Origin of the sequence: Aporhodopirellula rubra, from assembly GCF_014192335.1 — a bacterium.
In the GTDB taxonomy this organism is placed as follows: Bacteria; Planctomycetota; Planctomycetia; order Pirellulales; family Pirellulaceae; genus Rhodopirellula; species Rhodopirellula rubra.
The window spans coordinates 1-13,979 of the sequence record NZ_JACHXU010000008.1; the positions used below are offsets into that span (position 1 = coordinate 1).

Annotated in this window: 9 protein-coding genes; 3 read left to right on the plus strand and 6 right to left on the minus strand. The window is 53.9% G+C overall.

All coding sequences use genetic code 11. The features are described from left to right. The first annotated feature begins 377 nt into the window (after positions 1-377). Complete coding sequence (locus tag FHS27_RS12380; RefSeq protein WP_184305270.1) at positions 378-1,703, plus strand: SAM-dependent methyltransferase; 1,326 nt, start codon at positions 378-380, stop codon at positions 1,701-1,703. A gap of 310 nt (positions 1,704-2,013) precedes the next feature. Here FHS27_RS12380 and FHS27_RS12385 read toward each other — a convergent pair whose 3' ends face one another. After that, positions 2,014-2,742 (minus strand): 3-keto-disaccharide hydrolase, encoded by a 729-nt coding sequence (locus FHS27_RS12385; RefSeq protein WP_184305271.1) that lies wholly within the window; start codon positions 2,740-2,742, stop codon positions 2,014-2,016. Between the two features lie 59 nt (positions 2,743-2,801). Next, complete coding sequence (locus FHS27_RS12390) at positions 2,802-4,184, minus strand: Gfo/Idh/MocA family protein (RefSeq protein WP_246419679.1); 1,383 nt, start codon at positions 4,182-4,184, stop codon at positions 2,802-2,804. A gap of 185 nt (positions 4,185-4,369) precedes the next feature. Here FHS27_RS12390 and FHS27_RS12395 point away from each other — a divergent pair, with 185 nt between their 5' ends. Continuing rightward, positions 4,370-5,140, plus strand: coding sequence for an AraC family transcriptional regulator (locus FHS27_RS12395; protein WP_184305272.1), 771 nt, complete (start codon positions 4,370-4,372; stop codon positions 5,138-5,140). Between the two features lie 566 nt (positions 5,141-5,706). Further along, entirely contained in the window at positions 5,707-8,253 is a 2,547-nt protein-coding gene (locus FHS27_RS12400) for a GEVED domain-containing protein (RefSeq protein WP_184305273.1), read from the plus strand. An 89-nt stretch (positions 8,254-8,342) separates the two neighbouring features. On the opposite strand, the gene FHS27_RS12405 is transcribed toward FHS27_RS12400, so the two are convergent. The 4 genes from FHS27_RS12405 to FHS27_RS12420 all read right to left on the minus strand — a co-directional run bounded on the left by FHS27_RS12405 (position 8,343) and on the right by FHS27_RS12420 (position 13,974). Next, positions 8,343-9,035 (minus strand): response regulator transcription factor, encoded by a 693-nt coding sequence (locus tag FHS27_RS12405; protein ID WP_184305274.1) that lies wholly within the window; start codon positions 9,033-9,035, stop codon positions 8,343-8,345. Next, entirely contained in the window at positions 9,032-10,984 is a 1,953-nt protein-coding gene (locus FHS27_RS12410) for a sensor histidine kinase (protein ID WP_246419682.1), read from the minus strand. Before FHS27_RS12410 ends, FHS27_RS12405 begins: the two co-directional genes overlap by 4 nt. A gap of 12 nt (positions 10,985-10,996) precedes the next feature. Further along, complete coding sequence (locus tag FHS27_RS12415; protein WP_246419685.1) at positions 10,997-12,445, minus strand: DUF3108 domain-containing protein; 1,449 nt, start codon at positions 12,443-12,445, stop codon at positions 10,997-10,999. Positions 12,446-12,648: 203 nt separating this feature from the next. Then, complete coding sequence (locus FHS27_RS12420; protein WP_184305275.1) at positions 12,649-13,974, minus strand: glycosyltransferase family 4 protein; 1,326 nt, start codon at positions 13,972-13,974, stop codon at positions 12,649-12,651. Positions 13,975-13,979: the final 5 nt, after the last annotated feature.

Sequence of the window (13,979 nt, forward strand, 5' to 3'; positions counted from 1 at the left end):
GAATCCCGCCACCTTCGACAAGTCGTTTCACGACGAGGTCAGCAATATCTTCAGCGGTCGGTTGGTTCGGTGCCGATTCCATGGCAAATATCCTTTAAAGAGTCACCCAAAGCCCCTAGCTTCCCCTGCTGTACGCTCGAGATTGTAAATCACCGGAGATTCTAAGCCGACCCCAATTCAAGCTGCAAACCCGGTCATGCACCCCACACCCAGCATTCACTGAATTGGGCTTAAGGAACATGATCCCAATTTGCTACCGTCGCCCGTCCAAGGGCGAAGCACCCAATTGAATCGACCGTTTGTGCGATTCTGAATCGCTGTCGCCAGCGATCCAAGCCAAGCCCGTAGAAAACGCAAAAACGTCGGAGATTCCAAGGATGGGACACCCATTTTCAGCGGCCGCTCAGTTAGATTCGATCAAGGAACTCCTGAGAACTGTTGCCGAACCGTTGGACCTCAATACCTCCGTCCGACTCTGGAACGGTGAACTCGTACCGCTCGGCACCAAAACGGATGGGAAATACACCATCGCCCTTTCGGGTCCCGGCGTGATCGGTTCGTTGATCCGCCGCCCGAGTCTCGAAACGCTCGTGCGGCTCTACGCGACCGGGCACATCAGCTTTGAGGGTGGCGACCTGATCGACTTTACGGCTGCTCTGAAAACCGAACGATCCAATCGCAAGCGTCTCAAGACCATTAGCAAGACGATGGTGGCTCGTCGAACGCTCCCATTCATCTTTGCCAAAACACACGACCGCGATTTGAAAGACGCCTTCCAGGACGACATGGTTGGTCGCGTCGAATCAAGGCGAAACAACAAGGACTATATCCAATTCCACTACGACGTCAGCAACGAGTTCTACGAACTCTTTCTCGGTTCCGAGATGGTTTACACCTGTGCTTACTTCAAAGATTGGAACAACACGCTCGACCAAGCTCAGCATGACAAGCTCGACATGATCTGTCGCAAACTGCGGCTGGAACCCGGTGACAAAATGCTGGACATCGGTTGCGGCTGGGGCGGTTTGATCTGCCACGCGGCAAAGCATTACGGCGTGCAAGCTCACGGCATCTCGCTTTCGCAAACACAAATCGATTACGCCAAAGCCAAAATCGACGAACTCGGATTATCGAATCAGGTCACCGTCGAGTTGTGTGACTACGCCGACCACCAAGGACAGTACGACAAGATCTCGAGCATCGGGATGTCCGAGCACATTGGTGTCGCTAACTATCCGCGTTACTTCGGCAAAATCAACTCGATGCTTCGCGACCGAGGCATCATGCTCAATCACGCCATCGCGAGCCGTGCGAAGGCATCCAAGAAACTCGCCAAACGGATTCGTCCCGAACGCGCCTTCATCCTCAAGTACATCTTCCCCGGTTCCGAACTGACGCCCGTGGGGATGACGACCGACTTCATGGAACGTAGCGGATTCGAAGTGCACGATGTCGAATCATGGCGTGAACACTACGCGTTGACGCTGAAGTACTGGTGCAAGAACCTATCGGCAAATAAAGAGAAAGCGATCGAACTCGTCGGCGAAGAACGATACCGATTATGGGTCGCCTATCTCGCAGGCGGATCTGCGGGGTTCGCCGCCGGATCAATCAAGATCTTCCAAGTCGTCGGCACCAAACGTGCGGCCAAAGGTCTTTCAGGGATGCCCCCAACCCGAGAACATCTCTACCGCGCTGCGTAGACCATTGCGTTATTCCAAACGAATTCGCCACGAATTTTGCACACGAACAACGCCCCATTATTGTTAACCATTCCTGATTGGCGATTTCCGGTTTCAGTTTGCCGACTGCACCCAGCCAAATTTCGCGTGTGTGTTCGTTGCAACATCCCGCCGCAAAGGTAGACCTTATCTGCAGTCATCGGCCAAAGGCACACGGGCACATCCACTAGCGTGGATAATGAGACGACAGTCATTCGCAGAACACAACCAGAGTACTTGATCAGCTTTTTTTGATCGGCATTGCCGGGAAAGCAGCTCGCAAGAAAACACGTTACTCATTCGTGTCAGGGCCTGATTCTTCGGTGAGTAACTTGATTCGTAGGTTTTTAAACTGCACCTTCATCGGATCACCTTGGTGCATCTGCAGGGCGATCACGCCTTTGCGACAAGCCCGTTCGGAGTCCATGTCGTTGACCTCACACATCAACTGCCCATTGAGCCTAAGTGTGACGCGACTACCAACCGCTTCGATCTCGTAGTCGTTAAACGTATTCGGCTTGATGAATGGAACGAGTGACTGCATCGACGCGAACTGTTCTTCTTGACGCGTCCCATCGGGCAGTACGGTTGCCATCGTCCCCCGCGTAACGACGGCGCCGCGGAGGTGTTGAAACAGGCAGCCCGACCATTGGTTGTCCATGTCAAAATCGGCTTGATACCCAAACGTGTCAAAGTTGGGGCGTTTCTCGCTGCGAAACTGGATCCCGGAGTTGCCGCCTGAGAGTTTAATCTGGCAACGCATGATGAAATTGGCGGGCTCTCCACCCGTCCAATACAAGTAGTGTGAAGCGACGCATGGTTTCTCAGGCGTGCTCTCCCCTGTGATGGCGCCGTCTTCAACATGCCATGCCCCGGGTTGCCCCGACCATCCGGTTAAATCTTCACCGTTGAACATGGAAACAAAACCAGTCTCAATGTTATCCACTATGGCTTGCCCACGGGCAACGGTGGCAACAGTCAAAACCGTTAACAAGCCAACAGCACACACAATACGAGGCATCAGGTCATTCCAGATAGGGAGAGGCAAATCGGGTATCGGTCACAGCAAATAGAACCGAATTAGGTTGGTAATTCGTAGCCCGCACGCCTTGTGCGTGAAAGCAACGCGTTGCCCTCGTCGCAATTCGTAAAGCGTTCGGTAGTGGGATCCCATTTCAGTGGTTCACCGACTCGGCCGACCGCTCTGGCGATATTCACGAGATAGCACAACGATGAACTTCGCTGCCCATATTCGATATCCGCGTTGCATCGTTCGCGAGTTTTAATGCAATCGATCCAGTTGCGGATGTGAGGAGTATTTTCAGATACCGTCAGGTGTCCGGGGTTATCGGACCCCGTGACGAGACGTCTCGGATTGGCGGCGACCTTGTCGCGATTAATCTCGATTTTGCCTTTTTCTCCTATGAAAATGCAACCAAGACCGGGTCCCCAATCACCATCCAAGTGCAATCGCAGTTCCGTTCCGTTTGCGTAACGCATGGTGACTTTGCCGCGAGGGCCGACCACATTTTTGGCCATGTTGTAGTACTGAGCACCGGTCTCGTCATCGGTTGATTTTCGAGGATCAAACTTCCCACAATCTTCCACGCGGACGGGTTCGTCCAACACGATTTCGGCAGGCCCCGTTTCGCTGGTTCCAAGTCCACGTTGGATTTGATCATAGCTGTGTGTTCCCCAGCCCGTCACGCCAAAGCAACGTCCACCGCGGTCGTAAGACGCCCATCGATTCCAACCGTATTGCAACTCTGCGTGATACGGACGCATTTCTGCTTGGTTGGTCCATACGTCCCACCACCCTTCATCGCCACCGGCGGGCAGTGGTTGTCCAGGCTTCGGTGTCCATTCAACAGGCCCAACAAAGTTAGGCGCCATCACGACATTAATCTTGCCAATGGCACCGTCCTGAACCAGATCGCTGGCCCAATTGTTCAATGGAATCGATCGTTGCTGGGTACCGATTTGGGTAACCCGGTTGAACTTGCGAGCAATGTTCACCATGTGGCGACCTTCTGCGATGGTCAGTGCCATGGGTTTTTCGATGTAAGCATCCATCCCCATCGCCATCGCGTGACAAGCCACCCACGCCCGAGCGTGGGTGGTCGTCTCGACCATCACACCGTCGAGATCTTCATTTTCAATCATCTTTCGAAAGTCAGTGTAGCCCGTCCAACTTTGGTCTTTTCCGAGATCGTTCAATATCGAATCGACGCGTGGAGCAAAACAATCACAAACGGCCGCGACCTCAACATCTGGAATCGCGAGGCTATCCTGTGCGAGCGAACGACAGCGAGCCCCGAGCCCGATCAACCCGATGCGAACTCGATCATTTGCCCCTGCACGTGTGGGAGAACCCAGCACGGTCTTTGGAACGAAATAGGGGATGGCGATGCTGCTGGCAGCAACCTGAATGGCACGACGCCGTGAAAGCTTGTTCGTCTTCATCGAAATGACTCTTAAAAACCAGGGGAAATCGGTTTGGCCAGAGGCGGCGGGATCTGTCGTCGAAACGGCGTAATGTGCAGGAAAACCAAACAAACACGCCTCAACGGCAAACGATCCAACCACAATAGGCACCCCATCGTCGGCGAGTCTTGAAAGATCGGCTCATTTTTTAGTACTATTTGCGCATGCCTCCGCCTCCTATACTCCATCCAGCCTTCGCCGCTCAAATCAGCTTCCCTAGCTATTTGCATCAATTCTTTGAGTGCCTGCCGGACACCTATTTCTACGCAAAAAATCTGGTGGGACAATTTGTCATGGCCAATCAGAGGCTTGCCGACTTGCTCGGCGCCTCGTCCATCGAGGAGATGATCGGCTTGACAGATTTCGACCTCTGCCCCCCGGACCTCGCCGACCAATACCGCGACGAAGATCGTCGGATCATGACAACCGGCCAACCTGTCCTTAACCGCTCGGAATTAGTTGCAGACCATCGCGGTTCACTGGGTTGGTATTTATCCAGCAAAGTGCCTTTGTACGGCGACCAGAATCAGATCATCGGAGTTGCCGGTGCGATGCGTGATCTTCATAAAGTGTCGGCATTGCTTTCGCCTTATCATGAACTCGACGAAGCGATCCGATACGTCATTCGTTACTTCGACACTCCGATCAAAGTCACCGAGCTAGCCGAGATCACTGGATTGTCTATTAGTCAGTTTGATCGCCGTTTCAAACAGCACGTTGAAATGACACCGCAGCAGTTCATTCTGCACACTCGCATGGAATCCGCCCGACGGATGCTGGTCGAGACAGACAAAAGCATTTCGTCAATCGCACTAGCGTGTGGCGTTTCGGATCAAAGCTATTTGACCCGGCAATTCAAACGTCACACCGGAATGACACCTACGAAATATCGCAAAAAGTACCAACAGTCACGCATCGACATCCACGCGAACTAGCGTTCTCCGGTTGAGCGTTCTCCGATTGAGCAGCCCTGACTCGCGCTTAAATGCATCTATTGCGAGAGCTAGCACCAGTGCTTCTACATTCACAGATATTGAAACGATAGACACCCACGCTTTGAATCCACATACGAGATGATCACGGATATGCATTTTTGATACTACGAGCATGGGGCTCCTGTTTTTCCCAGCCCCATCGGGTGTCACTGATTGCAATGGCTTGCGGGGTAGATACGCACGATTCGTGCGAATTTGCACTCCCTCTTGGTTAAAACACAACCAACAACAGACGGCACTGTTTTTGCGGCCTCGACTCGGTGCGTGAATGTGGTTGTGTTCGTGACGGCTGCTCGCGCTGGACGCTATCTATCAGGTCAACAACGTCATTCGCAAAATGCGAAAGGACTGGTGAGCGAACGACGCTACGTGATCGCTTCGGAGCAAGTCAAATGTCTACTTCATCTCGGGATGTGGCCAGAAATTTCTGCGTAAGAAGGCGTTCACGAACTCAACCATCATCGGAACGGCGACGATCGCCGCACCTTTGCCATCGACAACTTCGAATGGAATCCCTGGAACAGCGCCGGGTACTCGCGGCCGCGCTCTGGCATATTGCGATCGAAATCGACGGGTCACCAGATTCGGGAATTCCTTCATTCGAAGGTAGTGGGAATGCGTCGGGAACAGTCGAATTTGACACCACCAGCGGCTCCGGGCCGCTCAGTGGTGACGGCACGGGTTTGGTCCAAATTACTGGTGTCGATGCACAGGGAGACCCCGCCTCTTGCTCGGCAACGCTGAGCGGCTTTTCCCTTTCCGGTACCGTTGGCAATGAATCGATCACAGGAACGATGACGGGCAGCGGGAATGGTGCAACGTTTACCGGGTCATTTGGTGGATCACTCGATTCGATGCCGACCAGCGTCGATCCCAATGGAGCCGCGTCGGGAGACTGGATGGCAACCGTCACGCTTCCCTCTGGTGTGATGCCACCTTGCCCCGTCGGACTCTCGTCGAGCGAAAGCCTCAGTGGAACTTGGTCGACAACCTCACTGACGTTGGTTGGTGATATCGATGCTACGGATGGGTTGCACTGGGCGAGAGACGGTGTTCTTGACGTTTCGTTTGCTGTCACCGACCCATTGCCTGGCAAGTCGCAAGCTCTGGTCACGAGCACGAACGTCGGTTTGTATTGGGCCACAGGACCAAACCGCAGCGACATCATTGCAGGCCTCGCCCCGGTCGCGCAGTGGAGTACCGGCATGGACGTCGCAAACGTTTCACATGAGTTCGAAGTGCCCGATCGACCGGTTGGCGAATTCACCAACTCCATCAGTCATCTCGTTTTGATTGCCGATCCGATCAACGACCAAACTGGCGAAGATGAAATATACGAATTGTCAGAGGACAACAACGTCGCAGCGATCGAATTAGAGCTTTGGGACTTCGGCGATGCACCGAGTCCGTACCCCGTTGAATTGGTCGATAACGGCGCCCGACATCGCTCCTCTTCATTGATTCTCGGACTTAGTATCGATACCGAAGCGGACGGGCAACCCTCTCTAATGGCAGACGGTGATGGAGCTGATGAAGATGGCGTGGTGCAGGTCGCGAGTATTTTGTCGTTGACCGGTTCAGATGCCTATTCGAGCTTTACCGTGTACGCCTCGGAAACAGGCCGATTGGACGCATGGATCGACTTCAATGCCGATGGCGATTGGGAGGATATCGACGAAAACATCGTAGACGCATTGCCGCTTTCTGCTGGGATGAATGGTGTGAGTTATCGCGTACCGGCAGGTCATTCGTCTGCAACGGCCGCCGCCCGTTTTCGACTGAGCAGCGTGGGTGGTCTCTCGCCAACGGGTGAGGCGAACGACGGGGAGGTCGAAGATTACCTCGTCTCGGTACTGAGCAGCGTAGACTCTCCGCCGATCTGGATCGATCTGCAAGACTCCACATCATCACTATTGTCGGAGAACGGTGATCTGGTTGTTCGAGGGCAAACTGGCGAATTGTTCCGGGCGTCACAAACGAGCGTCGGGAAAATGACGCTGGTCGGATCGGCCCTTGATGAGAACATTGTTGTTGAATTTTCTGCAGGCCCCATCGTGCCACCTGACGGATTAGTTGCCGATGGCGGGGACGGTCAAAACCGATTGACGCTAGCTGGAAGCGGAGCGGCGATCGTGATGACCAGTGAAGTTTCAAGCGAGCAAGTCGTGCAACGCAGGTTCGCAGGCGAGAGGATCGTGAACGCAAATTCCATTGAGTTGTGGAATTTTCAAACGATTGATTTGGATGACACGAACGAGGAAACGCCTATGGCTGTTTACCTTGACGGCGATGCTATCGAACGTCTATCGCCAACCAATCACACGGTTCTCGTCGTCGGTGGTGAGAACGATACGGTTCATTGTGAAAGCAATAGCGAAAACGCATGGATCATGACGACGTCTGGTGTCGTCGACGGCCGCTTCGTTCGCCGAGGCATCAACCAGGTTGGCGGTCAGATGATTCATTTCGACTTGCCTCATCATTGGCAAAATCCGATTTCGTTTAACGACGTAAACAATGATTCTCTGGTGACGGCGGTCGACGCGCTGCGGATAATCAACGAACTCAACAACGAACAGTATTCGACCGACAGTGTATTGCAACCAGATGCGACGCCTGCGGGAACCGATCCTTGGCTGTTCTTTGATGTCACGGGTGATGACCGCGTTACGGCGTTGGATGCACTACGGGTCATCAATTACCTCAACAACCAAGATCAAATTTTAAGTGAGCCTGATTCACCGTCCGGTGAGGCGGTGTTCGCTGCGACGACATTGGATGCGGCGTTTACAGAGACGACGGTTCGCGAAACTCCGGATAGCGACGTCAGTGATGCCATCGTTGATCAAGCCTTGCGTCAACTCGTCGTAGGAACGAATGTCGATTCAGTGGCGGTCGAGTTGCCGCGATCTATCATGCGTATTCACCAGACACCAGCTACCGATGTGCAACCGAGTCTGAATCGGGCCCTCCATGAAGCCGCGATTTTTGGCGGTGATTGGCTGCAAACTCTGATCGATTCCGTGTCACGCACCACGCGACCTGCCGTTTGACGGGGTGCAGTCTGCGTTGGCAACGCGAAAAACCTTCGGTTGACCCGAATAAGCAGAACGAAGCCGCGTCGCGCGAAATAATTGATAGGTCAACCCGCAGGTAATTCAAACCGATAACCGATGTCGCGGATGGTGTGGATGAATTTAGGTTGAGAGGGTTGGGCTTCGAGTTTGCTTCGCAGAGTGGTGATACATCGATCGACGCTGCGGTGGCTAACGATGATCGAACGGCCCCACACCGCATCGAGGATGCTGCTGCGGGTCAATGCTCGATGAGGGTTCGTGACGAAGTAATCGAGCAGGCGATATTCTTTCTGCGTCAACGGAATCTCCTCCCCATCATGAGTTAGTTTGCGTGCGTCGCGATCGAGAACCATTTCACCGAGCACAACGAGCTCTTTGCTATCGCTCATCTCGCGGCGAAGGAGTCGCTTGACTCGGGCGAGCAACTCGCGAATCCCGAAGGGTTTAGTGACGTAGTCATCGGCCCCGAGTTCCAACCCACGCACAATCTCTTCCTCTTGGCCTTTCGCGGTCAGCATCACAATCGGAAAATCATGTTTGGCATGCCGTACACGACGACACAGGTCGTAACCGTTGATTTTGGGAAGCATGATGTCGAGCAACATAAGGTCCGGTGGTTGCGTCAGTGCATGCGTCAATCCGAGTTGGCCGTCGGTCGCCGTCGTCACATCGAATCCGGCCGCACGAAAGTTATCACTGAGACCACGAATCAACGCGGGATCGTCTTCGACAATTAAAATCCGAAGCGTTTGCGTCATCTAACCATCCCCTCGTCCCCAACTAAATTTCTATGTTCCTCAGACTTGTTCGCCACCGGCAACCGGACCGTGAACGTACTGCCGACGTCGGGTTCACTCTCAACACGAATGCTACCGCCGTGTGAATCGACGATCGCGTGAACAATGCTCAGCCCCAGCCCACACCCGCCTCGGGACCGTGCGACACGTTGATCGACCTGAAAAAAACGTTCGAAGACTCGGCTCGTCATACGAGCATTCATCCCAATGCCGTTGTCTTGCACGGCGAGCATAACATGAGCTCCGTCAGTGCTTGTCGCGAGGGAAATTTGCCGGTTCTCATCGCTGTATTTCCACGCGTTCTCCAACAGGTTGACCACTACCGTTACCAACGCATCCTTGTCGCCCGAAATGAACGCGGACGGTGCGTGGTGGATCTTCAAACAAGAATCGACGTCGCTCCAGTGTTCACGAAAGACAGCAACAGCCTGTTCGACGACGTCACGGAAATCAATGATCTGAAAATCAAATTTCTGTCGCCGCTGATCGATTCGCGAAAACGTTAAGAAATTGTCGATCAACCGAGTGAGTCTCGCGTTCTCGTGGCTGATCAACTCAAGATATTCACGATTTCGCGTTTGCGATTCCGCGGTGGAAACGTCTTGATCAGACTCGAGCAACGTGTCCACCAAGAGCCGAATCGAAGAAAGAGGCGTTTTGAGTTCATGCGAAACGGTCGCCACGAGGTCGTTCTTGAGCCTCGCCAAACGCAGCTTGCGTTGAAGAACCATTGAGAGCAACCACGCCAAAACGCACGTGACCGCAAACACGAGCAATGCGATCCAAACGTGCACGGCACGACGTTGTTGAGAGCTGTCGTCGGCCCCGTTTTGCGGCAACCTCGCCAGCCCCAATCGCAATCCACCCAAATCGGCTCCGAGCGAGACGTCCATCATGCCCGTCGACACTTCTTGCGGTAGCGACATCACAAATTTAACGTTCTTAGACAATGGCACGTTGTCGGCTAACTCGAGCAATCGTTGCTTCAAGGTTTTGGTTTTGTACAGTTCGATGAGTCGGCCGTCCGACGACACTCGCCCCCAAACCCCCGGCAATGAAGTCAACTTCAACCCGGGAGTCGCAAACTGACTGTCATAGACAGCGGCCGCCTCGGAGGCGAGCAACTCGGCACCGTGCGTCGGCAAGCGAGCGTCTTCAGGGTCCAAGTCCTTCAGCCGGTTCATCAAAAATTGTCGCTGAGAAGATGACATCGGATTGCGATAATCATTTAGTCGTGACTGCAGTTGTCGAGAAACATCGTTCCATTGATCGGTGTCGGGTTCGAGCACTTCGAGCATCTGCAATTCGGCAGCGGCCGCGAACGAGCGTCCCTGTTCGTCGAGGGTTTCGCTTTGTCGGGCGAGTTTTTCAAGCAGGTTCAATGCGGCGGCGGTTTCGTTGGCCTTAAGAGAACACCGAACCTGAGCCTGCTGTGCTCGGCAACGTGACGCTAGAGTGTCCTCGTCACGAGATAGATCAGCATAAACGTCTCGCGCGGAATCGTATTGTTGTTCCGCAAACTCGAGGCGTTGAGCCTGTCGCCAACGAGGATCTGATTCCGTCGCCGCAATCTGATTCAAACCCTGCACGTCCGGATAGATCAGATTTCTTTGCTCGTCACAAATCAGAACGCTGTCGACGGCACCCTTTGAAACCAATCTTTCAAAATCGACTCCAGGTTGCTCGACGTCCAGCGTTTCTGCTTCACGTTCGATCTGGTCGGTCCACCGATCACGGATCATCTGGCTGGCCGATTGCAATTGGATATCGTAAGCCTCTTGCAATCGTTGATCCGCTGCCAGACGTTCGTTCCGGATCGCTTCGCGCATCATCCACATCATGCCCACCGAGGGCACTAGTACGATTAGCAAGAGCAGCAGGATTGGCCACGCCAGACGATCATCACGCATTCTCGTGTGCCCTTATTTCACATCGAGACTGGCGAGAATTTCGTCGCACGACGGCTGCAGTGCATCGAAGATGTCTTTGTCAGCAGTAAAACGCACATTCACCGCTGAATCATCCCCGAAGACTGCGACCCGACGAGCCTTCTTGGGTTTGTTGTTTTCGAAGTATTCAAAAACCGCGACGACACCTTCTCGGTCGCCTACCTGAATGGTTTGAATCCCTTCGTCGCTGAGCTCAAACGACGAGATACGTTTTCGGTATTCTCCCAACGACGTCTCCAACCACTCGCGAACGGTTTTGTGCTTCGAGCGAATCTCGTTCAGCGGCCCAGCCTCAATCCTCGCGTCCATGGTCGCATTCGGGTCGATAATCTGCGTCGACTTGTTATCGTCACCGAGATCTTCCGGTGTGTAGGCAAACCAGTTTGGAGGCAATTCCGCGGTAAACCGTTTTCGCTCTACCGACGTGCGAGTCGCCTCCTGAAGGTTCCGCACTTCGGTCAAATCAGCGGTCACACCACCGGCTTGGAACCGGACGATGTAGCGATGTTCGTCGTTGGAGATCCAGAACGTTTGTCCGATCTCAAGTTTAACAACGAAACACTCAAACTTTCCGACTGGAACCTCAATCGTTTCCATTTTGGGAACGCTCAGAGCAATCGGTACCTCCGTCGCACCGAGTGACGAGATGACGTGCAACGTCGTTTCATAGTTCTCTTTCAACGGTAACCGGCGAAAGACTTCCGCGGCTTGTTCGTTATCGAACATAGGTTCGCTTGATTTCAGAACCACTGGTTCATCCTTGTTCGCCAATTGCACGGTGACCTGATTGTCTTGATATTTTGCCGACGCTTTGCCGAGCATCGTGTGCATCCACGTGCTTTCGATCGGAGCGAAGGTTTCGGCATCGGCGACGACGCGGCTTTTGCCTCGCTGTCCATTAATCGTCACAATTTGCCAATTCTGACATTCCCAAACGTCACGGCCATCCATCTTCGATTTTGCGACGCGGTAGACCTGCATCCCAACGCCGAGACCGGTTTGGAGTTTCATCTCAAAGACTAATTCGTCACCATCGCCCCACGGCACGGGAAGCAGTTCGGGTTCGCTCGGCAGGTGAGCTTTGGCCTGAGCGACGAGGTCCGTTTCCGTTGGATACTCATCAACGACCACCTGAAATGCCTTGGCGGCCTCGGCTGATTTCCCTTGTTTTTCGTAACACAAACCGATCCGGTATTGTGCTTGGGCAGCCGCGGTTCGTGATTCATTCGCCGCCGTGACGACCTGTTGATAAACCCGAATCGCTTCGGCCAAATCGCCGACCGTTTCCTCAGCGTAGATCCCTTTTTCTAACAGTTCCGACGGACTCTGAGCGGTCGCGTTTGGGGGCAACAGAAGCGTGCAAACGGCGACCAACATCAGGGCCACCCCGGTTCGCAAAAGCGTTAAATTACAAAATCGCATTTCAGGTTCCTTTCTACTCTCGAACACGTTGTGGGCCGTACTGTTCAGGTCATTGGCCTGCCGACGGTGACCACCGCCGAGACCCACAACGCCTAGAGTAGGAACCGAATGTTACCACTGTGTTACGTCATCGGTTCTGTTTTCAGAATTTTCACCATCCGATTCTCACTCGGTAAAGGTTGAAGATCGGCCAACAGCGAGTCTCACCTGCCACAAGTCGCCCGCATTCGAATCGCCGCCGCCTCGATGCTGTGGTTTTGATCGAGCAGACGATTAGAAACCGATGTGAACTTCATCAACCGCTCTCGGTCCTGGCTCAGTGCGACGATTTGGTGAGACAGGGCATCAATGTCTTCGGGCGGAAAACACTCGCCTCCTTGCGTCGCTTCGATCAGTTCCACAAACGCTCCATGAGCGGGTTGCAAGACCGGGACACCGGAGGCCATCGCCTCGAGTAAGAACAGCCCCTTGGGATCCTCGTACGGCGACGGCACGCTGAGCAAATCAAACGATTGCATCAGTGACACCTTTTCGGCGAGCGAGGGACTGCCGTGATAATGAAAGCGATCTGCCAAACCCGCGTTGCTGATCTTAGACAGGATCTTATCCAGGTAAGACCGATGATGTTCGCCCAACCATCCCGCCGCGTGCAACGTGATGTGGGAGTTCGCGGAATCCCGCGACAATCGTTCAAACGCTTCGGCGAGTACGTGCAGCCCTTTCTCGGGAGCAATGCGTGCGAAGAAACCGACGCGAAACTCGTCCGGCGATTTGGCGTGAGGGAACTCGACTCCCGTCGCGCCGGCCGACTCGGTCGTGGGAGTACTTTCGCGAAACGGTTTTAAATCAATCGAAAGCGGATGAATGTCGAATTTTGATTCGGGAATTTCAAACAGCTCACTCATTTTGTCACGATAGAAACGACTGTACGTGACAAAGGTATCGACCTCCGCTGCCAAATTTTTGCAGAGCGAGATTGCCTCTGAACGGACCTCGCCGGGTAGCTGATCGAGAAACAAATCGTCTCCTTGCAACACGACAACGATCTTGGTTTGCGGCAGCCGCTCGGCGATCACCGGGACCATGCCACCGATGAGTAGGTTGCTGAAGATAATCGCGTCGGGACGAATTTCTGTCTCAAGCCACTGAACCAACCGTTCGATCTCGCTCGCCTGGCGTCCGTGAGATCCACGCAACATGGACAGGGTCAGATCGCCGAGTTTTGCCGGATCCGTTCCGACGGCTCGGCGTGTCGCCGCGGAGATGATGCCCGGTCGATCCATCCATGACCGCATGAAACGGGGCACCCATCGCATCAGGGGGATTTGCTGCAGGAGGTAGACCTGGATCCCGCCGAGGAAGACTTGATCCGACGCGATATCGACCTCATCGGTGCGGATCGGCGTGTAGACGGGTTGCAACAGGACGTCGTCACCGAGCATCCGCATCGCCTTAGCGAGTGAATTGTCGTGCATGCAACTGCCGCAGTACATTCCGGCGGCACCGGCGGTGAGATAGACGATTTTCAAATCAG